The following is a 25,619-nucleotide window of genomic DNA, read 5'->3' as shown; positions in this document are numbered from 1 at the left end:
TGTGCCCTCGGCTTGATCTGACAAGTCAGCTTGTCCCAGCTGATCTTGCTGTAAACATTGATCCCACACGTGCCACTGGTTTGATGGTAAACGGCCGATCGCTTGAAAAGTCAGGTTCTCGGATCAGGGCGTCAAACAACTGAGGTGTTTGGTCTTCGCTATTGATCTCGGCGTCAATCGCGTGCCTGAAATCGAGGTAACCACCGCTGAACCTTCCGGAGTCCCAAACCTTTAACAAAGCACCTGTAAAGGCACCGTTTTTGTCACCGTCCATGGCAAACTGGGTGTCTTTGCACGCGCCCAGATTCAGGACAGAGGCTTGGATTGGGCTGGTCAAAGGTGCGGTCATCACGCTTTCCTTCAGTGCGCTGTAGGAATTCGAAGCAGCCCGGTAGGCGCCTTCGTTTGCCCGCCAAACGCGGCTTTCGACATTAAGTGGCATGGCTCTGACCGAGGCGACAGGCGCCACCGGGCGACCGAAAAGCTCGGTCGGATTTCCCGGACCCATGCGCACCATCGAACCAGAGTGGCAGGTGTCGGGCACGGTGAGGATGCGCACACCTTCCCGAAATGATGCCCAGAGCATGTAAAGTTCGTCATCAGCGATCTGAAAGTCATAAAGGCAGAGGGTTTCGTCCATGCGCTGGCTGTCATCGTCATGGTCTTCGTCCTGATTGAAATCTGGCACGCGACCACCGTGGGCCGAGACGGTGAACAGAAACATATCGCCGGGTACGAGCGATTGCGCTGCACGCTCGATTTCGTCGATAACGTTCTGCCGTGAGGCGTCCTTGGTCAGTAGGGTTTTCGGGACAAACCCTTCGGCCTCTGCAAGCGCCTGCATGGCGTGTGCGTCGGCTTCGCAGGCGGCAAGCTTGCCGTCCCACCCGTCATAATGCGCAGGGTCAACCGTATTCACACCAACATGAAGTGATAGTCCCTTAGCGTTGCCACCGGCGATGACCGTGGGCGCACCGAGCGCGCGGGTGATGCGCTCGGCGGAACCGAACGGGCCGTCAATGACCAAGGGAGGCCCCTGGCGGAGACGGTTCACTTTCCTGATTTCTTGGTGAAATCTGGTTGCGACGTCGCCGTATCCTGCATTCGTTGGATGCAATCCATCAAACCATCGGCTGTCGCCAACGACGCCCCGACAATCGATATAGGTTACATGCGGTTGTGACCGAGACAATCGGCGCAGACGTTGGTTGAACTGATCCATCATTTCGGCCGCGATCGCTTTTTGCAGCGCCTTGTTCTTTATCCCCCGCTTCTCCATTGGCTTGCCCAGCCAGCGGTCCTTGTTGGGGACCGGATAGTCGTAGCCGTGGCATAAAATGGTGACATGAGGGAAGCGCCGCCTGACCTGCTTGAACATACGCCCATAGTGTTTGAGCGCGTCGTCCAAAAGTGCTTGGAACGATGGACGCAGGTATTCGGCGGCCGTCAAGTCGGGATCGAAGGCTTCTAGATGTGTGGCCAACGCACCACCCGCTACAAGATCATTCCCCCCGCCGGATAACAGTAGGATATTGGCCCCGGTTTCCTGTAATGCCGACAGGTATTCTTGCTTGTCCGCCATGCGTTTCAAAAGGTCCCCCGCGGCACCGAGCGAGTAGATGGCGTATCGGTCCATCAAGTGATCGATCGTATCTTTCAGGCGGATTGGGTACTGAAACCAGCTGTCGCCCTCGGACACAATGATTGGCCCGTCATAGCCTTCGGCAATTTTCTTTTGGAACTTGGATTTGCGGTTCATCCGCGCAAACCAGTTGGCAGAGTTCATCAGCGCCGCCGAGCGCTGCTCTGCATCAGCGCCACGTGGTATCTGCACGGTCTCAGGGTTCAATTTGAACCTTGGTTCGAACGCGCCGGACGCGTCTTCATCCAAAATGAAATAACCAGCAAACTCGGCCTCTTCGGTATCCAGATTTGCCATCTTTGACATCAACTCTTCGACTGTGATCTTAGCCATGGTGGTCTCCTTCATGCGATCAATGTCCCGGTTTCTGAAACTCCCTGATACATTCAAAAATACTGTCGGTGATGGTGGGGTCGCGGTTCAGCGCGGATTGCGGGATCCTGTCCAGATCGTGCTTTTGCGCTGCAATTCGATTCAGTCGATAGTAAGCGCCCCGGGCCAGCATATGCGGGTCCTTGCACAGATTTGCCATGCCAAGAAATGGGCGTGGTCGGAGCAGGTAGGGGGCCTCGGTGTCATCCGCGTTTCGGGGCAGGGGGTAGCGATCCTCGAACGCGCGCGAAACCAGGTGAAGGATCGATTTGCCATACGCACCGAAATGCACCCGATCCTCCAGTTCGGATGTGGGAACATAAATCCGCGCACGCGGCGGTTTCTTGTGCTTCAGATACTCCTGAACAACCGGTTTGCGTGACGCGCTTTTGCGCTTACGCTCCGACCCGCTTGGACCGTTCATCGCCGTGATCAGCGGCAAGAGCAGCTTACGCGCACGCGGCAGGCCAATCGCGGGGTGGATCAGATGCACCGTGTCAAGGCAGTCTTTCGGGGTGAGCCCCCCGAAAATACGCATGTCCGGGTTCCCGATTTGCTGGTCGCTTTCAAGGATCGACAGCATCTCGTGCAAAACCAGCGCGCCTGCGCCTTCTGCGACGATGTGTAACTCGCACCCGCTGTCCTGTTTGAGCTTCACGAGGTCCGATAGAAACCCACCGACAAAGCCTTTTTTGATGCGGTCGGCGTCCTCGGCCTCGAAATCCTCGTAGGGCAATTCCTCGGTTCCGCGCAATGCCCGCCGCGCGCTGAGCTCTATGTCGCGCCAGAACGCGCGCCCCACGCCTCGCACCCGGTTCTCGATCAGCTCATCCAAGTGGGCGGCGTCCTTGCCTGCCTGCGTTTCGCAACTGTCGAACAAGCTTTGTAGGACTTCCAGCGACTTTTCGACAAAGCTGTTGCACCAAAATAGTGTGTAAGGGTAAAGCCCCAAATCTTTGATCGGTGTTTTACGACCAACGGCCGCGGTAAAGGCTGGTTTGATGCCTTCCAGACTGCCCGGGATCCAGACCAGAACGCCGCGATATTCATTCTTGTCGTTTGCGGGTTTGACCTTAGGGTTCAGACGCTCGGTCAGGTATTTTCGCGTTCGACACCATCCGTTTTTGAAGGAAGGATAGGACCCGTTGGCGACGTGATAGCCGTCGTCCAAATGCATGTAGTGCCCGATCAGCTCGAAACATGGGGTGGAGCCGGATTTAATAGGTCCTGTTACGCCTTTCGTACCCTTTTCACCCACCGAGGCGCCAAACGCGGCCGGCGCAAAAACACCAAGGCGAAGCACCCAGGCATCGACCACATTTTGCGCCCAGTCGGCATAGCTCCATAATGCGATCCCGGCCTGGCCTTTGTAGCCGCCCCATTCCGGGCCCCATGAGTTCAAGACGTGAAATCCGTTCTCGTCATACCCAGTGAGCACGAATGCATGCGTGCCGGTAATCCCATGCGCCGGTGGCCAACCGATCCTGCCACCCTGGTCCGGGGTCGCAAAGCGCCAACCATCATGCACGTTTGCAGTGGTCAGCACGGCTTCTGCGTCGTTTAGTGCAGCGTGGAAATGGTTCAGCACAGATGCCAGCCTGAAATATGCGCCCAAACCAATTTCACGCGCCTTCTTGGCTTGGCTTACAGTCGTAAATTTGCGCCCAGCGTCGGGGCCGGTTTTCAGATAACAATCGCTTTGCCACCGATCCGCATCCGTAGCTGGCGTGTCAAAAGGCCAGTCGCGACAGGCACCATGATGATAAAAGCCCTTGATCGCTGACCGAAGGGTCAAAATCCCCTCTTCGGTCAGCACCTCTCCGTTCTCCAACTCGGGATAGCGATCATGAAACGAGGCCATACGATAGAGCATGTCGGCGCTGACCACATCCTGTTGCAGGGCAACAGGGTCAATGACATCCTCTGCTGTGCGCAACTTTTGCAGATGCCGCTGAATGTCGATGAGGTTGGCCAATGCAAACCCGACACAACGCCCGCTGCCGTTCTGGTTTCGGGCTCCGAAGACGGGTATGTGCAACCCGGTATTGGGGTCTGCCGTCAGCAGCTTAGGGTTAAGCGTAACCGTATCGCGCAGCACCGACAGGTTCGGCACATAGGTTTGATCACGCAGGTCCACCCAGTCGGCGCGTACGCCGGTATTCTTGATCAAAGAACGCGATATCAGGGCCATCGAAACAATCGCCAATCAGAAAATTAAAGTCGTCAAAAAATCTACTAAATCGAGAATAATATCCGGGCATGGTATCAGAACATCGGTCTGAACGCAAAAAGGCGCCAGTATTGGTCAATAAAATAAGCTCTTGAAGGGTTTTCCAGGGATTCTATCTGGTGTGGAAATTCAAGTGCCGTGGAACGAAATACTGAAGCCTGCCAAACCGTTTCGGCACTTCTGCGCAATCCTGTCTGGCAATTTCTCATAGCGTTTTATGTTGGGGGAAGAGTAGTCTTCAGCGGACGGAAACCTCTAGTCAGGACAGTTGTGACGCATTCAGACTTAAACTCGGTTGGCACTAAATTTCCCACCATCCGTACCGCTGGCGTTGATGGGATGCTGGTCAGTTTTGCACCGGAGCTGTCAGAGCCGGCAAACCGCGCCGCCTTGGCGTTTCGTGCCGCAATTGAGAAAGCCGGGTGGGACGGGGTTGAAGAAACAGCGTCGTCGCTGGTGTCGGCATTTGTAAGATTTGATCCGCTGCATCTGGAGCACGCTGCGCTTCAGGCACGTCTTGAGGAAATGGTAACTTCGCGCGATTGGTATCGGGCTCCTTTGCCCGAAGGCCGGCGACTCTGGCGTATCCCAACGGTGTTCGGCACGGATTTGGCTTCGCAATTGGCGGACGCGGCTGCGGTTGCAGGGCTAAGCGAGTCCGATGCCGTGGCCTCTCTAACTAACGCGCGGGTCCGGGTTCAAACCATCGGGTTCGCGCCCGGCTTGCCATATCTTGGACAGTTGCCTGAGGTCTGGGATATTCCTCGACAGTCAGAGCTTACTAAGCGGATACCAGAGGGGGCATTGGCGGTGGCAATCCGGCAGTTGGTGCTGTTCCCGATCTCGACCCCAACGGGGTGGATGCATGTGGGGCAAACAGCAATTCGGTTGTTTCAACCAGATGCGCGCGATCCGTTCATTCTGCGCCCGGGTGACGAGGTCGCATTCGTGCAAACAGACCAGTCGGAACTTGCCAATATGCGGTCGGACGCCTTTGGTGGTGCTACGTCCGAGGTGGTCTTGTGAGCGGTGTTCTAAAGATACTAACCGCAGGTCCGGGCCTGTCCATTCAGGATCAGGGTCGCCAAGGCTGGCTTGATCAAGGGTTGTCCAAAGGGGGCGCCGCAGATGGGCTGGCATTGGTCGAAGGCGCTGCGTTGCTGGGCGGGTCGCAGACCATGATGGCCATAGAGATGGCAGGTATGGGCGGCGATTTTTCGGTAGGCTGCGATATTAGGATTGCGCTGACCGGCGCCCCGATGAGCGCAAAACTAGACGGCGACGTTCTGCGTTGGAATGCCAGCCATTCCATGCAAGCGGGGGCTCGGCTGTCAATCGGTGCAGTGACGGCCGGGAATTATGGGTATCTGACAATAGGCGCGGGTTTTGATACGCCGCTGCAACTTAACGCACGCTCGGCGCACTTTGCCGCGGGCATCGGGCGGGCGTTGAATGCTGGTGATACGCTTGTGCTTGGGACGGATGGCGGCGGGCTTACCGGACAGATGATTGATCCGCCAGATCGGTTTTCTGGCGGGAGCGTGCGGATCGTTGAGAGCTATCAATCCGCATTGTTTTCCCCGTCCGAGCGTGAGCGGTTTGCGAATACTGAATTCACACGTGGTGCTCGTGCCAACCGGATGGGCATCCAACTTGATGGACCCGCCAAAGGGTTTCACAGCGACAGCGGTCGATCAGTGGTGTCTGATGTGACGCTGCCGGGCGATATCCAGATTGCTGGGGACGGCACGCCGTTTGTATTGATGACCGAATGTCAGACGACAGGAGGTTATCCACGGATCGGCACCGTGGTACCTTGTGACATGCCGAAACTTGCGCAAACCCCTGCGGGTGCTGCGCTGCGGTTTGAATGGGTTAGCCTTGAACAGGCGGTTGCACTGCAACGTGCAGACACGGCCGCGCGCACTGGGCTTGGCCGCAAGGTCCAACCGATGATCCGCGACCCACGTGGGATTGCCGATCTGTTATCCTATCAACTGATCAGCGGCGTCGTCGCTGGTGATGAAGAGTGAGGGCCGCAAATGGCACATTCAATTGATCTGAACGCAGACATGGGCGAGGGGTTTGGAGCGTGGACGATGGGCGACGATGCAGCACTTTTGGACATCGTGACGTCGGCCAACATCGCCTGTGGGCTACATGCGGGGGATTGGGATGTCATGGCCGCTACCATGCAGCAGGCAGTCGCGAACAGCGTAGGTATTGGAGCCCATCCGGGGTTCCCCGACCTATATGGGTTTGGACGTCGGCGAATGGAGCTACCGAAAGCGTCGTTGCAAAATCTGGTTCGGTATCAGTTGGGTGCGGCACAAGCGATGGCCAGCTCGGCTGGGGGTCGGGTGCGCCATTTGAAGCTACATGGAGCCTTGGCCAATATGGCGGCCGAGGATTTCGACATGGCACATGCGTGCTACACTGCGGCGCTGGATGTCGATCCGACGATCACGATCATGGTGCTGGCAGGAACTGCCCAGCATAAGGCCGCGCGTGAACTAGGGTGCGCAACCGCATGCGAGATTTTTGCAGACCGGGCATATAATGACGACGCGACACTGGTAGATCGTAGCCTGCCCGGTGCGGTGATTCACGATCCGATCCATGCCGGACAGCGTGTCGTTGACATGGTAAAAGCAGGTGCAATCATCACTGAAAACGGCGTAAAAATTCCCACGCGGATCGATACGATCTGTCTGCACGGCGATACGCCAACCGCAGTGACGCTTGCCGCTGAAGTGAAACGCGCGCTGTTGGAAAGCGGCATTGGACTGGCAACCCTGAAGGGCCGCCCAGTCCAATAACTTATTCTGCAGGCACAGCCAGCTTTGTGGGCAAGTTACGCTTTGCGCGCTTTTCGCCCAGCACCAGCATTGATGGTGTAACCACAAGCGTCAGTACTGTGGCAAAGACAAGCCCTCCGGCAATCGCAGCAGACAGTTCGGTCCACCATTGGGTCGACGGCGCGCCATAGACGATCTCTCGCGTAAAGAAGTTCAGGTTCAATCCGATCACCATTGGCATCAGCCCCAGCGCCGTCGTCACCGACGTCAAAACGACCGGTCGCAGACGTTGCGCTCCGGTGCGGAGTGCCGCTTCCAAAGGCGAGGCGCCGTTGGCCTTGAGCAGGTTGTAGGTGTCAATCAGAACGATGTTGTTGTTCACGACGATCCCAGCCAGCGCGATCACCCCAATGCCGCCCATGACCACGCCAAACGGGCGTCCAGTGATCATCAGCCCCAACAAAACGCCGGCGATAGAAAACACGATTGCCGACATGACGACGAAGGCCTGCCAGAAACTGTTGAACTGGGTCAGAAGGATCAGGAACATAAGCCCAATCGCCGAGATGAATGCACCGATCAAGAAGGTCATCGCATCGGCCTGCTCTTCTGCTTCGCCACCGAACTTGACCTCAACGCTTGGGGGAAGCTCCAAAGTTCTAAGGTCTTCCTGAAGCGCTAGGATTTGGTCATTTACCAGCACACCGGGGGCGACATCAGCAGAAATCGAGACCACGCGGGCCTGATCAATACGGGTGATAACGCCGCTGCGCGGGGCAGGGACAAATGACACGAAATTCGAGATCGGAACCAGACCGGCACTAGTGGGAACGCGTAGGTTCTCAAGCTCGGCCAGCGTGCGGTCGACAGCCGGGAAGCGGACCACGATGTCGACCTCTCCATCGGTGTCATCGGGGCGGTAGTCGGCTACTGTAATCCCTTGCGTCAAAAGCTGCACTGCCTGCCCAAGCAACGCGATGTCTGCCCCGCTGCGCGCCGCTTCGGAACGGTCGATGGAAATCTGCCATTCTACGCCCGGTGATGGGCGTGTTTCGACAACGTCGGTGAACCCACCGAGACGATCCATTGCGGCGAGCAATCGCGTAACCGCAGCGCTTTGGTCGGTTGGGTTTTTGGACAGAACCTCAAGGTTAACAGGCTTGCCGCCTCCTGGTCCGCCAGAATCCGTCTGGACCTGAACATCGATCCCCGGAATGGTCGATACATCGGCGCGGATGTCTTCAGATATTTGCGTCACGGGACGACGCGTATCCCACTCGGCCAGCTCCAATTGCAGCGATCCGATAACATCACTGCCATCACGGCCGCCACCGGAGCGCGCATAGATGCTGACGATCTCGGGGTAGTCTTCCAGTTTCTGTTCGACCAGACGAACAAGCGCATCCTGTTCATAGACCGAGAAGTTGTCCTTGGCACGCACTTCGACCTGCGCGTATTCCGGTTCGACTTCGGGAAAGAACGTCAATCCATTGCCCAGCGAGCTATAGGCGACAAATGAAGTTACAAGCGCAATCACGGCAAAACTGAGCGTCGTACCGGGCCGCTGAATAGACCAGTTCAGCAGGCGAATGTAGCCCCCCATAAAACCAGTCATAGACCTTGGGTCGCCGCGTTCAGCCGCATAGTGCTGTGCCTTGGACTTTGCGCTTTGGCGTTGTTTCCTACCGATCAGGCCGCCCATAACGGGAATAAAAATCAACGCCATAAATAGGGACGCTGCCAGAGTGAAAATCACGGTGATCGGCAGGAACTTCATGAACTCGCCAACCGTGCCCGTCCAAAACAACAGTGGGAAAAACACGCACAAGGTTGTTGCGGTCGACGCGATGATTGGCCACGCCATCCGTTTGGCGGCTTCGGCATAGGCTTCTTTCGAGCTTTTACCTTCATGCAGATATCGATCGGCCAATTCTACCGTGACAATCGCGCCATCGACCAGCATGCCAACCACAAGGATCAACGAGAACAGGACCACGATGTTCATCGTGTAGCCCATGAAATACAGGCCCGCGACACCTGTCAGGAACGCGCCGGGAATGGCCAGGCCCACCAAGAGAGATGACCGTAGCCCCAGCGCATAAACGACCACGATCATCACAAGGATGATGGCCGCAATCACATTGGCCTCGAGGTCCGACAGCATGGATTTCACCTGCTCGCTTTCGTCTAGCGTATAGGCGATGTGCACGCTGTCAGGCCAGTCTGTCTGAGCGGCCTCGATCACGCCGCGTACTTCGGCAACGGTTTCGATGATGTTGGCACCGACCCGTTTTTTGATTTCTAACGCCAGCGCGGGTTGTCCGTTGATGCGGGCAAATCCCGTGGGGTCTTTGAATGTTCGCCGGATTGTTGCCACGTCAGCAAATGTCACCACGGTTTGACCGCGGACCAGAACGGGAAGCTCCATCACGTCCGAAAGGTTCTCGATCAGGCCGGGAACTTTCAATACCAAGCGACCGGCTTCGCTTTCGATGGCACCTGCTGCGATCAACTGGTTGTTTCGTGTGATCGAGCCGATAAGCTCGTCAAATGTGATGTTATAGGTTTCAAACACGGTGGGGTCGATGAGCACTTCGAGAAGCTGCTCGCGTTTGCCGCCGATATCGACTTCCAACACGCCCGCTAAGGCCTCGATGTCGTCCTTCAGATCGTCTGCAAGGTCATTTAGTGTTCGCTCCGGGACTGGCCCCGACAGGATGACGTTCAGGATCGGAAAAAGCGCTGTGTTGATCTCGGTCACAGTTACGCGGGCATCCTGTGGCAGGTTGCTTTCCGCCTTGTCGGCAGCTTCGCGCACCTTGTCGAGCGCGGCATCAGAATCGAAACCGGGCTCAAACTCCAGCTGAACGCTCGCATGACCTTCGCTTGCCGTCGACGTCATCGTCTTCAAACCGGTCAGCGAGGCGAACTCGGTCTCCATCGGGCCGACAAGTACATCCTCGGCGTCCTCGGGTGAAATTCCATCCAATCCTGTCGAGACATAGACGATCGGGATCGGGATCTCGGGATTGCTTTCTTTCGGAATCGCGTAATAGGCAAACGCGCCAATCACCAACAGAAAGACAAGCAAGAGCTGAACGACCTTGCTGCGGTTAAACGCTGCCGAGATTAACGCGTTCATTGGTTGGCCTCCGCGCCAGCAGAGGTTGCTTCTGGTCGTGGATCAACCTTGTCCCCTGCGTTCACAAAGCCCTGACCAACCGTGATAATCTCGGCGGTGTCTGGCAACCCTGTGACCCAAACGCCGTCTGGTTGGGCGCGCACGATCGAAACCGGTAGAAACGCTGCGGTGTCACCCTCTTTTACCGTTTTGATCCCAAGCTCTCCATCTTGCCCAAGCGATAGGATTGCGGGCGAAATGAAGTGACCGCGGGCTGTGCCGGTGGGGATCGCGATCCGCGCGCTTAGGCCCGCGGGCATATCGCTGTCCGGGTTTTCGACGGTGATTTCAACACGGAATGTGCGGGTTTGACTGTTGGCATTGGCACCTATGAACGCGATTGTCCCGGTGCGTTCTTCACCGGTGATGAACGCGACTTGCGCGGTCTGCCCCTTTTTCAGCCGCGACAGGGCCTGCTGAGGCACTTGCACCACGACGGTAAGCGGGTTGTTGTCCAGCAGTTCTGCAACAACGTCACCACTGTTCACATATTCGCCCTCATCAAGCGTGAAGTCGTTCAGACGGCCTGCAAAAGGCGCGCGGATAATTGTATTGTCCAACTGCTCTTGTGCTGCTGTGACAGCGGCTTCAGCGGTTGCTTTGACAGATCGGGCTTGCAGTACGCGATCTTCGGTGGCGACGCCATTTCGCTGCAAAGTCGTTGCTTTTTCCAGATCTTGTGACGCCTGATCTAGCTGTGTTTTTGCCTGCAGAAGCTGCGCCTCGAATGTTTCGGCGTCCAGTCGACCAAGTTCTTGCGCGGCAGAGACGATATCGCCGCGGGCCACGAGCACCGACAACACCTCGCCCGAGGCCTCTGCTGTTATCTCGGTAGAGCGGTCTGGGATAGACTGACCCTCGGCGGTCATGATCAGGTCCACGCTCTGGGCATTTGACGTCATGACAGCCACGGCGACGGCACGCGGGGCCGTGTCCTCAGCTTCTGCATCGTCGGTTTTTGATGGTAGGATGAAGCCGCTGCCCATCCACCCGACAAGGAGAACAGAAAATAATACCGCGAGCCACTTGGACCGGCCCGCGCCTTGTTCGCTTTCAAAATTCAACTTGCCATTCAAGTCCGGCAATTCGTCACGTGGCATCGGCTGTCCTTCAAAATTATTCTCGTGCGGTTTGGTCGCATCTGTATGAACGTGTTAATTAGGTTCACATTGATGGGTTTTCCAGACGCGAACACACAAAAGCGCAAAACAAATCAATTTCCGCAAGAAATATGAACATTGGCGGCGGATTTCCATGGGGTGGGTTTTTCGTACCTTTAGCTATTTCACACTACATCGCCATTGTGACGTTTCGTGGTTTCATACCTGTCACAAGAACACACAACCATTCTGGCGGTGGTCTGCACGCGTTTTTATCTTCGGTCCACATCACGACGGTAGATGCCGTGGCGACTTAGGGATCTCGCACAATATACTTCACAAACTATACAGGTTTAAGGCTGCGCGATGCGACCAGCGCGTCTTGGCTATTGGGGCTAGGAGCGACCGCAGTTGCTCATTCTGTTGGAGCTTGAACCGCCTTTATCACCTCACGAACCCGTTCGGAATTGTCTGACGCGACCCGCCCATCCGCGTGTAGGCGAGAGTTTTCAAAGCCGACGCGACACTTGCCACCCTTTTGGGCGGCATAGACCAGCGATGCAGTTTCATTTTGACCAAAGGCACATATGGCCCAGTCAGGCGAAATCTCGTGACGCGTTGCCCAATTCAGAAACGCGTCCAGATCATGTCGGTCTGAGACCTGGCCAGCCGTGTATCGGCCAAGCACATAGATGAGCTGCAGATCGGGTGATTGTAGCACGTCTTTTGGTAGGACCTCAGCCAGAAGTTCACCATCTGAGGCGTCATAAAGGATGTGTTGGATCGCGATGCCCCTTGCCGCGCATTCCTCGTAAAACGCGCGCGTTGCGTCGATCGGATCACGACACAATTCACGCACGGACGCAGAGACCAAAGAGGCACCGGATTCCAATGCAACCTCGCGCTGGGCAGCGGGATCGTATTGGCCGACTGCCTCTGTCGTGATTTGAACAGGGAAGCCTGGCAGCTTTACCGAAAACTCCGCAAGTGCTTCGCGGTACGCGCCCACATCAAGCAGGTGCGATTGATCCGTGTCACGCAAATGCAGATGCAGCCCATCGGCACCAGCGTCGCGACACGCCCTTGTGCACGTCACGATTTCGGGCAGTGTGATAGGCAGGGCAGGGTGGTCGGCTTTCGTCAAACGCGCCCCGTTCGGGGCCACCATCATCTTGGGAAGTGGCGTCATAGAACCTCGTCAAATGTCTTGGCCAGCTTTCCAACGAGCTCGTCAATCTGATCATCGTTGATGATAAAAGGCGGGGCCAGCAAAACGTGGTCGCCTTGCCGCCCGTCAATCGTACCCCCCATCGGATAACAAATCAGACCATTGGCGAAGGCTTGCTTCTTCACCTGAGCAGCGATGCCTTTGGCCGGGTCGAAGGGCGCTTTGGTCTCGCGATCTTCGACAATTTCAAGACCCCGGAACATACCGCGTCCCCGGATGTCACCGATATGCGGGTGCTGGCCAAACCCGGCGGTCAGTGCTTTCATCAGCCTGTCACCCATTTCGGCGGACCGGGCGGCCATGCCACCGTCGGTCAGTTTTCGGACCACTGCATCGGCCGCGGCGCAGGCCACAGGGTGGCCGATATAGGTATGGCCATGTTGGAAGAAACCGCTGCCATTCTCGATTGCGGCGTAGATTTTGCCGGAACACAGCATCGCGCCGATGGGTTGGTATCCCGCGCCCAATCCCTTGGCGATGGTGATCATGTCTGGCGCAATACCGTCATGTTCGCAGGCAAACAGGGTGCCGGTTCGACCCATACCGCACATGACCTCGTCCAAGATCAGCAGAATTCCGTACTGGTCGCAAATCTCGCGGATGCGCTTGAAATATCCGGGCACGGCTGGCACGGCCCCGGCCGTCGCCCCCACCACTGGTTCAGCGATGAAGCCGATAACATTTTCCGGGCCCTGGCGCAGCAGTTCCGCCTCAAGCTCATTGGCCGCACGCAGGCCGTATTCTTTTGGTGTCTCGTCATCATGCTTCAGGCGGTATTCATAGCAGGGTGAAATGTGAGAGGCAGACACCATCACCGGGGCGAACGGTTCGCGGCGCCATTCATTGCCGCCAGTCCCCAGCGCCCCCAGCGTGTTGCCGTGATAACTTTGACGGCGAGAGATGAATTTGGTGCGTGTTGGTTCGCCGATTTCGATCATATACTGGCGTGCAAGCTTCAATGCGCTTTCGACCGCTTCTGACCCGCCGGAGACGAAATAAACCCGCTCGATTCCGTCGGGGGCATGGGTGATCAACCTATCTGCAAGTGATTCTGCAGGGCCTGAAGACAAGAAGCCAGTGTGCGCAAACGCCAGTTGATCGACCTGATTCTTGATGGCTTCGGTCACATCCTTATCGGAGTGTCCAAGGCAGGACACAGCTGCACCCCCTGACCCGTCCAGGTATTTTTTACCCTTACTATCAATTAGGTAGATACCATCACCTCGTGTCGCAACGGGTGGTGTGTTCTTGGTGTGTCTTGGGAATACGTGTGACATGCGAGCCCTCGAAATTTCGATGCTATTGAAACAAAAAATACCAAGATTGACAACGCATGAAACAAAGGGAACACTGATCTTTCTAAACTGGGGGGCAATTTGGAGAAGAGCTTCGAACAGAGGCTGGCTGTGGCGTACACAGATCTAAGCGACGCTTTGCGCGCCGCCGCCGATTTCCTTGTGGCCAATCCGCTTGATGCTGTGACGCGTCCGCTTCGGACCGTATCGCGTATAAGTGGCGTCTCTCCGGCGGCTTTTTCCAGACTTGCCAAGGCCTTGTCCTATGAAGACTTTGAAGAACTCCGTGAAGAAATGCGGGCAAAGATTGATCAACGGGTCAATAATTTTGCCGCGCGCGCCGAAGAGCTGCAGAAGCAACATGACGACGGCACCAACCGATTTATTGATACCCATTTCGCAATCAGTCAGGGCAATTTAAGCCGGACTGTTTCGTCTCTGGATGAAAAAGACCTTGAACACAGCGTCGATCTGTTGGTCAATGCAAGGAAGGTTTTGTTACTTGGTGCGTTAGGGTCGACTGGTATCGTCGAATATATGTCTTATATGGCCAACTTTTGCTCAGATAACTGGCACTTGGCGAATCGGATGGGGGCATCTCTCGGTGGTTCGCTCTCAGGTATGGACAGCCGTGATGTGCTTTTCATTGTGACCAAACCGCCGTTTGCGTCCAATGTGATTAAAGCAGCCAAGCTGGCCCATGAGCTGGGCGTCGTTGTGATCATCATCACCGATACCCATGCCTGCCCGGCGCTGGAATTCGCTTCGATCAGTTTCGTCGTTCCAGCAGACAGCGCCAATTTTTATTCATCCTACGTGACGACCCTGTTTTTGATCGAGACGATCATCGGCATGGTTGTCGGTCGCTCTGGTGCAGCCGCACAAGAGCGCATAGCAGAAGTCGAACGACATAATCGGCAGATGGCCGAAGTGTGGTCCGAATGAATTCAGAACATCAACACAAGGGAGTATAGTGATGTTGAATAGGTTTAAACTCGCATTTGTCGGGATCGCCGCGTCGGCGGTTCTGGCCCCGGCCGCGATGGCCGAGGAGTTCATTACCATCGGTACAGGTGGTGTGACTGGCGTTTACTATCCAACAGGTGGCGCAATTTGCCGTCTGGTGAACAAAGGCCGCAAGGACCACGGCGTTCGTTGCTCGGTCGAATCGACCGGTGGGTCTGTCTATAACATCAACACAATTCGCGAAGGCGAGTTGGAGTTCGGTGTGGCTCAGTCTGACTGGCAGTACCACGCGTATAACGGTACGTCGAAGTTTGAAGATGCAGGCCCGTTTGAAGGCCTGCGCGCTGTGTTCTCGGTCCACCCGGAGCCCTTCACAGTGGTTGCGCGTGCCGATAGCGGCATCAAGACCTTCGAAGACCTCAAAGGTAAGCGTGTAAATATCGGCAACCCCGGTTCCGGACAGCGCGGCACCATGGAAGTTCTTCTGGAAGCTATGGGCTGGACGACAGCAGATTTTGCATTGGCAACCGAGCTGAAAGCATCTGAACAGTCGGCTGCTCTGTGCGACAACCAGATCGATGCAATGGTTTACACCGTTGGTCACCCATCGGGTTCGATCCAAGAGGCGACCACCGCGTGTGACTCGGTTCTGGTGGAAGTGTCGGGCGACATCGTGAACAAGTTGGTTGAAGACAATTCGTTCTATCGGACCGCGACCATCCCCGGTGGCATGTATCGTGGCAACGATGAAGACACGAAAACATTCGGTGTAGGCGCGACATTCGTGTCGTCAGACGCAGTATCGGAAGATGCGGTCTACGCAATCGTTTCGTCGGTATTCGAGAACTTTGAAGACTTCAAAGGTCTGCACCCTGCCTTCGCTAATCTTGATCCAAAAGAGATGGCATCGGCCGGTCTGTCCGCTCCGCTGCACCCCGGTGCTGAGAAGTACTACAAAGAAAAAGGCCTGATCGACTAATCCGATCAGTTTGTGAGTTGCCTGGGGGCGGTGCGCTGCCCCCAGGCCTTTGTGATCCGGCATCAAGATCGGACATGTGAACGAGAATGGAACCAGTGTGGGCTGCCCCGTTTAGAATAACGGGCGGCAAAGGGAGGGACATTATGTCCACAAAAGAAGAACGCGCACTTAGCGAAGAAGAATTACAAGAACTGGTCGCCGCCAGCGATACAGGCGCCCGAAGTCCGCATGGACCGGTTGGCTTGATGATCGCCGGCGTTGCGCTATTTTGGGCAATTTTTCAGGTGCTATTGGCCTCGCCGGTGTCGCCTTATGTATTGCCCGGTGATCTCATCAACAACTCGCGCCAAATCCATTTGGCGTTTGCTATCTTCTTGTCTGCAATGGCCTATCCTCTGTTCAAGTCCAGCCCTCGGGATTACATCCCGTGGTATGACTGGGCGCTTGGTCTGGGCGGCGCCTTTCTGGCGATGTACGGCTATTTCTTCTACAACAAGATCGTCGCCAACGGCGGCCTTGCTGATACCACAGACTCATATTTCGCATTAGCAGGGATTGGCTTCCTGTTCGTGGCGGCTTACCGGACGCTTGGACCTGTCATGGTCGGGCTGGCAATGCTGTTTATGGCCTATGTGTTCTGGGGTTCCTCTGAACTTGTACCCGATCAAATCCGTTGGGCCGGCGCGTCACTTCGCAAAGCGATGAGCCATATGTGGACAACATCCGAAGGCGTCTTCGGTATCGCGCTAGGAGTTTCGACCAAATTTGTCTTCCTATTTGTTTTGTTCGGCGCATTGCTCGACCGGGCAGGGGCTGGGAACTACTTCATCAAGATGGCGTTCGGCGCGCTTGGGCACCTACGTGGTGGCCCTGCGAAGGCCGCTGTTGTTGGGTCCGCTGCAACCGGCCTGATTTCGGGTTCGTCAATTGCCAACGTGGTGACCACCGGTACGTTCACCATTCCTCTTATGAAACGCGTAGGCTTCTCGGCCGAGAAGGCGGGCGCGGTCGAAGTTGCCTCTTCGGTTAATGGCCAGATCATGCCGCCAGTGATGGGGGCTGCCGCCTTCCTGATGGTCGAGTATGTCGGGATCTCGTATGTCGAGGTAATTACGCACGCGTTCCTGCCTGCGATCATTTCGTACATTGCGTTGGTGTATATCGTGCATCTGGAAGCGGTGAAAACCAAGATGCCGACCATCGGCAACAAGGTGGTATCGATGGGCAAGACCATTGGCGGAATGTTCGCGTTCTTCGCGGGATTTGCGCTGTTGTGTTACGCTACACAATACCCTGTTGGTTGGATCACATCGCTGTTCCCGTCGGGGTCTGGTTGGGTCTTGTCGTTGCTGCTGTTCGCGATTTACATCGCATTGGTTTATGTCGCGGCAAAAGTTCCCGATCTGGAGCCAGATGATCCCAACGCCGAGGTTGTTGAGCTGCCGGATGTTGCGAAGATCTACAAATCAGGTCTTTATTACCTCCTGCCTATCATCGTTCTGGTTTACTTCCTGATGATCGAGCGTAAATCACCAGGCCTGTCGGCCTTCTGGGCGACGTTCCTGCTGTTCGGTATTCTTCTGACACAGAAATCGCTTAAGGCGATGTTCCGTGGCGAAGGTAATCCGATGGGGCGTCTGCGTGAAGGGTTTATGGACCTGGTCGAAGGTATGATTGACGGTTCGCGCAACATGATCGGTATCGGCCTTGCAACCGCGACGGCTGGTATCATCGTGGGAACAGTGTCCTTGACCGGTATTGGTCAGGTGATGGCAGACTTCGTTGAGTTCCTGTCTGGCGGTAACCTGATCCTGATGCTGATCTTCGTGGCGATCTTGTCCCTGATCCTTGGCATGGGCTTGCCGACAACGGCGAACTATATCGTTGTGTCATCCCTGATGGTCTCGGTCGTGGTCGAGCTGGGCGCACAGTCCGGCTTGGTTGTGCCACTGATCGCCGTGCACCTCTTTGTGTTCTACTTTGGGATCATGGCGGATGTGACGCCCCCTGTGGGGCTTGCGAGCTTCGCGGCAGCGGCTGTGTCGGGTGGTGATGCCATTCGCACCGGTTTCACCGCGTTCTTCTATAGCCTTCGCACTGTGGCGCTGCCTTTCGTGTTCATCTTCAACACCGATCTTCTGTTGATTGATGTGACGTGGATGCAGGGGATTGTCGTCTTTATCATCGCGACGATCGGAATTTTGGTCTTCACGGCGGGTACGATGGGGTTCTTTCTGACCAAATCGCGCATCTGGGAAACAGTAGCGTTGCTGCTGGTGGCCTTTGCGCTGTTCCGTCCGGGCTTCTTTATGAACCAGATCCAGCCACCCTTTACCGAAATCCCTCCGGCTCAGTTCGAGACCGCACTGGCAGATGCCGAGCCTGGAGCACAGCTTCGTGCAATTATCACAGGGCCTGATTTCGATACGTTGGATCTAAAGGACCTGACGGTGGTTCTTGATGTGCCAGACGAAGAAGGTCTTCAGGCGCGGATGGACAAGTTGGGCATCATAGCGGTTCCTGAGGGTGACACGATCAAACTGGACGAACCAATGTTCGGATCGTTCCTGTCTGAGAAGCTGGCATCCTTCGACTTCTACGGCGACGAACCGGTGCAGATCGCTTCGGTCCAAGCCCCGTCGAACCAACTGCCCAAAGAGCTGATCTTTATCCCGGCGCTTCTGCTGCTGGCCCTTGTGGCCTTCCTGCAATCGCGTCGCGCCGAAGATGAAACAATGCAAGGAGAAATGGCATGAGTAAGACAATCCTCTGCGCGTTGGACATCAACCGTGCTGGTGAAGAGAAAGAAGTGCTGATGACGGCGGCCAATTTGGCCAAGGCAGACGGCGCTCAGCTAGACGTCATCACTGTCGTGCCGGATTTCGGCATGTCGGTGGTGGGCGCCTATTTTCAGGACCATCAGGTGGATAGCGCAAAGACCAAAGCAAGTGAGCTTTTGAAAGAGCTTACGCGCGATACACTGGGTGCGGATCGCGACGCGGGTATCCGTCACATCGTTGCGATGGGTACTGTCTATGAAGAGGTGCTGCGTGCAGCCAAACTGGGCAAATCTGACCTGATTGTGATCGGGGCGCACCGCCCTGACCTGAAGGACTATCTGCTTGGCCCCAATGCAGCGCGCGTCGTGCGCCATTCTGAGTGCTCAGTCTACGTGGTGCGCCACTAGTTAAACAATGACCGTCCGGCGCAAGCGTCGGGCGGTCAGCCCTATCTCGCGTCTATGTCCGTTGAATGGTCAACAACGCGCGCAAACCCTTCGCCCCAGTTTCGAACCGCAACATGCCACCATGTTGGTTGGCAACCGTGGCGACGATGGTTAGACCCAGTCCGACTCCGCTGATATTCATCGTGTTCTCGCCGCGCTCGAACGGGGCCATCAGGCGCTCGACATCCTCAATCGAGTAATCGGAGCCTTCGTCCTCAACGATGATCGTCGCGGTCTCGGCGTCAGTTTGAAGCTCGACCACCGCACGTCGGCCGTATTTCAGAGCATTGTCGACCAGATTTGAGATGGCGCGTTGCAATGCGATGGGGCGGGCGGTGACCAGAACGCGGCGTTCGTCTGGAACGGTGCTTTGCCCCCGGCGTGACATGAACAATGAACCGGCACTTTCCACCACCAACGGATCTGGTTCATGGACCGAAACCGGTCGGCCAGTGTCCTGATAGTCTGCGACCAGAGCATCGATAAGTGACGTCAACGAAAGTGGTCGCGGCTCTTCTACGCTGATTTCCGAGCGCGTATAGGTCAACACGCTTTCGATCATGCCGGTCATTTGGTCAATGTCGGCCTCAAGCTTGCCGCGCAATTCCTCATCTGGGATGAGGGCTGTGCGCAGGCGCAGACGGGTTGCTGGGGTGCCCAGATCATGGCTCACCCCGGACAACACAATTGCCCGCTTGGCAAGCTGCTCGCGTTCGGCTTCAAGATACGAGTTTACCGCCTCGACAATCTCGCGCAACTCAGCAGGACCTTCGGTGTCATAGCTCTTAGGCCCCCCAAACCGACGGCGCGACCTAAGCGCATGACCGAACGTATCAAAACTGGCGGTGGTATTGCCCACATGGGTCAGAAGGGCTGCAAGTGCGACGACGGCGGCGATCACAGCAGGGACCCGCATGTCCGCAGGGGCGGCGTCGCAACCCCAGATCGCGGTCCCATCAACACGCTTCCAAGGAGCGTTGGCATAACGTGCGTATAAGACGGGTTCGCTGCAATAGGTCGCCATAAGGCGCGTGATGTTGCCAAGTTTCTCTGCGGGTACCGGATTGCTGGACACGACGATATCAGAGACCGGATAGACCAACTCATCTGAAACGATGCCAAGGCTTAGAACGTCGCGTTCCGTTGGGCTGGATGGGTTAATCAGGATTGAAACATTGGTCGTATAGGCGGGCACGGGCGCGCTGGGTAGCCGATCAAAATCGCCCATTTCAGCCAGCGCCGCAGCATCAAACGGCAATCGTGTGATTGAGATATCCTGCCCCGGATGTGCGCCGGTCCGCAACGCCTCATAGACCGAGAACCCTGCCGTATAGGCCTGCGTCAGATGGCGATCCCACGCACGGGATGAGCCAAGCCACAGCACAGCAGATGTGACCCCAGAGGCAAAGGCTAACGCCACCCACGAACCGCCGATCACGCGCAAAGACAATCCGCGTGTCATCAACTGTCCTCGACCATGACATCTACGGCGAAGACATAGCCTGTACCACGTTCTGTACGCAGCATCTGCGGATCTTTGGGGTTCTTTTCGATCTTCGAACGCAATCTTCCAACCAACACGTCGATGGCGCGGCCCGAGGCCTCGGCCATTTCACCGCTGCTGGTCACGTCAAGTGCGCCCGCAATCTCTTCGCGGGTCAATGGGATATGTGGGTTGGCTAGTAAGACCTTAAGCAAAGCCGTTTCGCGTTGGGACAAGGCGACCTGAAAGCCCTCAGGCGACAGCACCTCGTCGCGCTTGCCATCATATACCCAGCCGCCGAATTGAAACACCGACACCCGACGGCGATAGCTCAGCGAGGCCGTGCGCTGGGCGCGCTGCAACACCGCGCGCACCCGCGCGAGCATTAGCTGCGGGTTGAAGGGCTTGGCGATATAGTCGTCAGCGCCGACTTCATATCCCGCCATGCGCTGGTGGTCGGCTGATAGGGCGGACACCAAGATGATCGGCACGTCCTGCTCGCCGCGCAGCTTGCCACAAATCTCGACCCCGTTCTCGTCACCCAACATGACGTCCAGCAAAATAAGGTCGATACGCCCTGCCTCCAGATGATCGCGAATTTCGCTTTCTGTCGCAGCGGGCAAGGCAATAAAACCATTCTGGCGCAGAAACTGCGTCATCATGGATCGCATGTCGGCGTCGTCATCAACGACCAAAAGACGTGGAATCGCCAAGTTTTGCCCCTTCCTTCCGGTGAATACCGGGCCTCTGCCGGTTTCTTGTTGCGAGCCTTTGTAACAACAGGCAACAGAATCAAGGTTTAGGTAACAAGCTGTAACAGATCGACAAAAAAACTGCATTGGCGCCCCGTTTCCGGCGCGTTTGGGCGTTGCCGCAGCGTATCCCTGCGACGCATGCTTGGGCCATCGCCACCACATAAGGTGGCAGATTATGGGAGGACTCTATGATGAAAAGAACCGCATTCGCGGCTGTCTCTGCGCTTGCTTTCATGGCAAGCAATGTGGCCGTTGCTGAACCGCAGGCCGAAGTGCTGCATTGGTGGACTTCGGGTGGCGAAGCCAAATCCGTGGCCGTTCTGCAGGAAGATTTCGCAGCAAACGGTGGCACATGGACCGACATGCCAGTTGCTGGTGGCGGTGGTGATGCCGCAATGACCGCACTGCGCGCACGTGTATTGTCAGGCAACGCGCCGACAGCCGTTCAGCTGAAAGGCCCCGCCATTCAAGAATGGTACGAAGAAGGCGTTCTGGCTGATATCTCGGCCGTGGCCGAGGCCAACGGTTGGGCAGACGTTCTGCCAGATTCAATTGCGAACCACATGAAATGCGAAGGCACTTGGTGTGCAGCACCTGTAAACGTGCACCGGATCGACTGGATCTGGGCCAACGCTGACGTGCTGGAAGCCAACGGCATCGCGATGCCAAACACATGGGACGAGTTCAACGCTGCAGCCGAAAAGCTGCAAGCTGCGGGCATCATTCCACTGGCCCATGGTGGACAAGCTTGGCAGGACGCCACCGTATTTGAAGCCGTCGCTCTGGGTATTCTTGGACCGGAAGATTTCAAAAAAGCGTTCGTCGACCTAGATGATCAAGTTCTGACATCGGACAAAATGGTTCAGGTGTTCGATCAGATGCGCAAGATGCGTGGCTATGTTGATCCCAACTTCTCGGGTCGTGACTGGAACCTGGCCACGTCGATGGTGATGAATGGCGAAGCCGCCTTCCAAATCATGGGCGACTGGGCAAAAGGCGAATTCCTAGCTGCAGGCAAAAAGCCGGGCGAAGATTTCCTGTGCCAATCCACGCCGGGTGATGGCTTCCTCTACAACGTGGACAGCTTTGCAATGTTCAACGTGGACGGAGACGACAAGAAAGCCGGGCAGGACCTGTTGGCCGAGCTGATCGTCGGCAAAAACTTCCAGAAAGTGTTCAACTTGAACAAGGGTTCGATCCCTGCGCGTGTTGACGTATCTCTGGACGAGTTTGACAGCTGCGCGCTGACGTCGTCCGCGGACATGACCGCAAGCTCTGAAGGTGGATCGCTTCTGCCAAGCTACGCTCACGGAATGGCCCTTCGCGGTGCTCAAGCCGGTGCGATTACCGATGTTGTAACCGCACATTTCAACTCGGACATGTCGTCGGCAGATGCCGTTCAACAACTGTCCGCTGCTGTTAAGAACAGCATGTAAAACTGAACGCTTCGCCCCCGCCGTTCAATGGGCCGGGGGCGAAGCAATCCGGGGACTGATCTGATGACGAAATGGCTGGAAACGCACCTGCCGAAAATGGTGCTCGCACCCTCTTTCATCGCAGTTCTCGTTTTCGTTTATGGGTTTATTGCTTGGACTGCGTGGGTGTCTTTAACCCGCTCTCGTCTGCTGCCCAAATACGAAGTCGAGGGCTTCATTCAATACGACCGCCTATTCTCTGCTCCGCGCTGGGATACGGCTATGAACAACCTGTTTATCTTTGGCGCGCTGTTCATCATCATTGCGATGGTGTTGGGCCTGCTGCTTGCCATTCTACTGGACCAGAAAATCCGGACCGAGGGTGTGATCCGCACCATCTATCTGTACCCAATGGCGCTGTCGATGATTGTGACCGGGACGGCATGGAAATGGATTTTGAACCCCGGTTTGGGGATCGAAGCCACAGTGCGCAGCTGGGGGTTTGAAAGCTTCACTTTTGACTGGCTCGTAAATCCAGACTACGCGATCTACACGATTGTTATTGCAGCGGTTTGGCAAAGCTCGGGCTTTGTGATGGCGCTGTTTCTGGCGGGGCTACGCTCTGTTGATGATGAGATCATCAAAGCCGCACAGGTGGATGGTATCCCAACTTGGCGCATCTACTCCGCGATCATCATCCCATCGATGGGACCGATCTTCATGTCCGCGTTCATCGTGTTGGCTCACCTTGCGATCAAGAGCTTCGATCTTGTCATTGCTTTGACTGGCGGTGGCCCGGGTTACGCAACTGATCTGCCCGCAACTTACATGTATGCCATGGCGTTCTCGCGCGGTGACATCGGTCAGGCAGCAAGTTCTGCCATGATCATGATGCTTGTCGTGTTCGCGATTGTCGTGCCTTACCTCTATTCGGAACTGCGAGCTAAAAATGACTGATCTTGCAAATCCTTCCGCACAAAAAAGCAGCGCGTTCGGAAAGATCGCTCTGCGCTGGGTGCTCTATATCCTGCTTGGATTGTTTGCGCTCTATTATCTGATGCCTCTCTTCGTGATGCTTACCACCTCGCTGAAAAGCTTGGAAGAAATCCGCACGGGCAGCCTTGTTGCCCTACCACGTGAGGTCACGTTCGACGCATGGGCAACGGCCTGGTCTGGCGTTTGTACCGGCATCCAGTGTGAGGGTCTTCGCCCATACTTCTGGAACTCGGTCCTGATCGCGGTCCCTGCGGTCGCAATCTCGACCTTTATCGGTGCTTTGAACGGCTATGTGGTGGCGCAGTGGCGGTTCCCCGGAGCGAACATCATCTTCTCGCTGATGTTGTTTGGGTGCTTCATCCCGTTTCAGGTTGTGCTGCTGCCGATGGCGCGTCTGCTTGGCATGATGGGCATTGCCGGAACCATTCCGGGGCTGATCTTCGTCCATGTCATCTATGGGCTTGGCTTCACAACGCTGTTTTTCCGCAACTATTATGTCAGCATCCCGGCCGAGCTTACCAAAGCAGCCAAAGTGGATGGGGCAGGGTTCTTCCGCATCTTCTGGTCGATCTTCCTGCCACTTAGTTTGCCGATCATCGTTGTGACCGTCATCTGGCAGTTCACGCAGATCTGGAACGACTTCCTGTTCGGGGTGTCATTCAGCCAAGCCGGCACGCAACCTGTGACCGTCGCGCTGAACAACATCGTAAATTCGACCACTGGCGTTAAGGAATACAATGTCGACATGGCCGCCGCGATCATCGCCGCTGCTCCGACACTCCTTGTCTATATCGTCGCTGGCAAATATTTCATCCGCGGTCTGACCGCGGGCTCAGTAAAGGGATAAGACCCATGGCACCCATTCTCGAAATCCAAAAGCTCTATAAAAACTATGGTCCGGTTGAGATTCTGAAGGACATCAACATCGCAATCGATCCGGGCGACTTTCTGGTTCTGGTTGGCCCCTCGGGCTGTGGTAAGTCCACGCTTCTGAACTGCATCGCAGGGCTTGAGCCGATCACTGGCGGAGACCTGATGATCGGCGGCAAGAACATGACCGATGTCAGCCCCAAGGATCGCGACATTGCGATGGTGTTCCAGTCCTATGCGCTTTATCCAACCATGACCGTCGCCAAGAACATCACTTTCGGTATGAAAGTGCGCGGCGTTGACGCTGAAACGCAGGCGCGCAAGCTGGATGAGGTCGCAACGCAATTGCAGATCGAGCAGCTTTTGCACCGTCGTCCTGGTCAGCTATCAGGTGGTCAACGTCAACGTGTGGCCATGGGCCGGGCGTTGGTACGTGATCCCAAACTATTCCTGTTTGACGAGCCATTGTCCAACCTCGACGCCAAGTTGCGGGTTGAAATGCGATCAGAGATCAAGCGACTTCACCAAACCCTTGGCGCAACCATGGTCTATGTGACGCATGATCAGATCGAGGCTATGACACTTGCCACCAAGATCGTGGTCTTGAAAGGTGGGATCATCCAACAAATCGGGTCTCCGGCCGAGATTTATAACAAACCGGAAAACCTGTTTGTCGCCGACTTCATGGGCTCGCCTGCGATGAACTTGATCCCCGCCAAAGCCAAAAACAACGGTAAAGGCGCACATATCGAGATCGCGCGCGGTGACGGCGAACCCCTTGTTTTGCATGACGAACAGGCGCCCGCACTGCCCGAAGATGTGATCCTTGGGCTGCGCCCAGAAGATATCGCCGAAGCGGGTTTCCGTGCAGGAGCCGAGGTTCAGGAAGCATCGTGTTTGGTCGATATGGTCGAACCTGCGGGTGCCGACACCTACGTTGTGTCTGAATTGGGTGGCAAGCAGGTGACGGCACGGCTTCATGCCGAAACTGTCGCAGCGCCGGGCCAGATGCTCGATGTGGCGATCGACATGAGCAAAGTGTCCTACTTCGCGCCCGACAGCGGCGAGCGCTTGAACTGATCC

General features: G+C 56.1%; 19 protein-coding genes. 11 read left to right on the top strand and 8 right to left on the bottom strand.

The features are described from left to right. Positions 1-25: 25 nt before the first annotated feature. Positions 26-1,975, bottom strand: a complete 1,950-nt coding sequence (locus V6N04_RS00345; RefSeq protein WP_371168122.1) for a caspase family protein — start codon at positions 1,973-1,975, stop codon at positions 26-28. 19 nt (positions 1,976-1,994) lie between these two features. After that, entirely contained in the window at positions 1,995-4,205 is a 2,211-nt protein-coding gene (locus V6N04_RS00340) for a hypothetical protein (RefSeq protein WP_371168121.1), read from the bottom strand. Between the two features lie 309 nt (positions 4,206-4,514). Between V6N04_RS00340 and V6N04_RS00335 the strand changes: the two genes are divergently transcribed. Genes V6N04_RS00335 through V6N04_RS00325 form a run of 3 tightly spaced genes read left to right on the top strand, consistent with a single transcriptional unit; the run spans position 4,515 to position 7,063 of the window. After that, complete coding sequence (locus V6N04_RS00335; RefSeq protein ID WP_371168120.1) at positions 4,515-5,270, top strand: 5-oxoprolinase subunit B family protein; 756 nt, start codon at positions 4,515-4,517, stop codon at positions 5,268-5,270. After that, positions 5,267-6,277 (top strand): 5-oxoprolinase subunit C family protein, encoded by a 1,011-nt coding sequence (locus V6N04_RS00330; protein ID WP_371168119.1) that lies wholly within the window; start codon positions 5,267-5,269, stop codon positions 6,275-6,277. The genes V6N04_RS00335 and V6N04_RS00330 overlap by 4 nt, the downstream gene beginning before the upstream one ends. A gap of 9 nt (positions 6,278-6,286) precedes the next feature. Next, complete coding sequence (locus tag V6N04_RS00325; protein ID WP_371168118.1) at positions 6,287-7,063, top strand: LamB/YcsF family protein; 777 nt, start codon at positions 6,287-6,289, stop codon at positions 7,061-7,063. 1 nt (position 7,064) lies between these two features. Here V6N04_RS00325 and V6N04_RS00320 read toward each other — a convergent pair whose 3' ends face one another. The 4 genes from V6N04_RS00320 to V6N04_RS00305 all read right to left on the bottom strand — a co-directional run bounded on the left by V6N04_RS00320 (position 7,065) and on the right by V6N04_RS00305 (position 13,828). Then, positions 7,065-10,184 carry an efflux RND transporter permease subunit gene (locus V6N04_RS00320; protein ID WP_371168117.1) on the bottom strand — a complete coding sequence of 1,040 codons (3,120 nt, stop codon included), beginning with the start codon at positions 10,182-10,184 and terminating at the stop codon, positions 7,065-7,067. Next, the gene (locus tag V6N04_RS00315; protein ID WP_371168116.1) at positions 10,181-11,323 is read right to left on the bottom strand and encodes an efflux RND transporter periplasmic adaptor subunit; all 1,143 of its coding nucleotides are present in this window, start codon (positions 11,321-11,323) and stop codon (positions 10,181-10,183) included. The genes V6N04_RS00320 and V6N04_RS00315 overlap by 4 nt, the downstream gene beginning before the upstream one ends. 415 nt (positions 11,324-11,738) lie before the next feature. Further along, complete coding sequence (locus V6N04_RS00310) at positions 11,739-12,512, bottom strand: 3-keto-5-aminohexanoate cleavage protein (protein WP_371168115.1); 774 nt, start codon at positions 12,510-12,512, stop codon at positions 11,739-11,741. Beyond that, entirely contained in the window at positions 12,509-13,828 is a 1,320-nt protein-coding gene (locus tag V6N04_RS00305) for an aspartate aminotransferase family protein (RefSeq protein ID WP_371168114.1), read from the bottom strand. The genes V6N04_RS00310 and V6N04_RS00305 overlap by 4 nt, the downstream gene beginning before the upstream one ends. Positions 13,829-13,957: 129 nt before the next feature. Between V6N04_RS00305 and V6N04_RS00300 the strand changes: the two genes are divergently transcribed. The 4 genes from V6N04_RS00300 to V6N04_RS00285 all read left to right on the top strand — a co-directional run bounded on the left by V6N04_RS00300 (position 13,958) and on the right by V6N04_RS00285 (position 18,978). Continuing rightward, complete coding sequence (locus V6N04_RS00300) at positions 13,958-14,791, top strand: MurR/RpiR family transcriptional regulator (protein ID WP_371168113.1); 834 nt, start codon at positions 13,958-13,960, stop codon at positions 14,789-14,791. A 31-nt stretch (positions 14,792-14,822) separates the two neighbouring features. Next, positions 14,823-15,791: a TAXI family TRAP transporter solute-binding subunit gene (locus tag V6N04_RS00295; protein ID WP_371168112.1), complete on the top strand. Its 969-nt coding sequence runs from the start codon at positions 14,823-14,825 to the stop codon at positions 15,789-15,791. 143 nt (positions 15,792-15,934) lie between these two features. Beyond that, the gene (locus V6N04_RS00290; protein WP_371168111.1) at positions 15,935-18,547 is read left to right on the top strand and encodes a TRAP transporter permease; all 2,613 of its coding nucleotides are present in this window, start codon (positions 15,935-15,937) and stop codon (positions 18,545-18,547) included. Beyond that, positions 18,544-18,978, top strand: coding sequence for a universal stress protein (locus V6N04_RS00285; protein WP_371168110.1), 435 nt, complete (start codon positions 18,544-18,546; stop codon positions 18,976-18,978). Before V6N04_RS00290 ends, V6N04_RS00285 begins: the two co-directional genes overlap by 4 nt. 52 nt (positions 18,979-19,030) lie before the next feature. On the opposite strand, the gene V6N04_RS00280 is transcribed toward V6N04_RS00285, so the two are convergent. Together V6N04_RS00280 and V6N04_RS00275 are read right to left on the bottom strand one after the other, a co-directional pair. Then, a complete protein-coding gene (locus V6N04_RS00280; protein WP_371168109.1) occupies positions 19,031-20,479 on the bottom strand; it encodes a sensor histidine kinase in 1,449 nt (482 codons plus the stop codon). Continuing rightward, positions 20,479-21,213, bottom strand: a complete 735-nt coding sequence (locus V6N04_RS00275; RefSeq protein WP_371168108.1) for a response regulator transcription factor — start codon at positions 21,211-21,213, stop codon at positions 20,479-20,481. The genes V6N04_RS00280 and V6N04_RS00275 overlap by 1 nt, the downstream gene beginning before the upstream one ends. A gap of 233 nt (positions 21,214-21,446) precedes the next feature. Between V6N04_RS00275 and V6N04_RS00270 the strand changes: the two genes are divergently transcribed. From V6N04_RS00270 to V6N04_RS00255, 4 genes are all read left to right on the top strand, one after another. Then, entirely contained in the window at positions 21,447-22,691 is a 1,245-nt protein-coding gene (locus V6N04_RS00270; protein ID WP_371168616.1) for an ABC transporter substrate-binding protein, read from the top strand. A 63-nt stretch (positions 22,692-22,754) separates the two neighbouring features. Continuing rightward, on the top strand, positions 22,755-23,627 hold the full coding sequence (locus tag V6N04_RS00265; RefSeq protein WP_371168107.1) for a carbohydrate ABC transporter permease: 873 nt from the start codon (positions 22,755-22,757) through the stop codon (positions 23,625-23,627). Further along, a complete protein-coding gene (locus V6N04_RS00260; protein WP_371168106.1) occupies positions 23,620-24,513 on the top strand; it encodes a carbohydrate ABC transporter permease in 894 nt (297 codons plus the stop codon). Before V6N04_RS00265 ends, V6N04_RS00260 begins: the two co-directional genes overlap by 8 nt. Before the next feature lie 5 nt (positions 24,514-24,518). Next, positions 24,519-25,616, top strand: a complete 1,098-nt coding sequence (locus V6N04_RS00255) for an ABC transporter ATP-binding protein (protein WP_371168105.1) — start codon at positions 24,519-24,521, stop codon at positions 25,614-25,616. Positions 25,617-25,619: the final 3 nt, after the last annotated feature.

Origin of the sequence: Aliiroseovarius conchicola (genome assembly GCF_041403445.1) — a bacterium.
Classification (GTDB): Bacteria; Pseudomonadota; Alphaproteobacteria; order Rhodobacterales; family Rhodobacteraceae; genus Aliiroseovarius; species Aliiroseovarius conchicola.
This window is presented reverse-complemented; position numbering and strand designations above follow the sequence as displayed.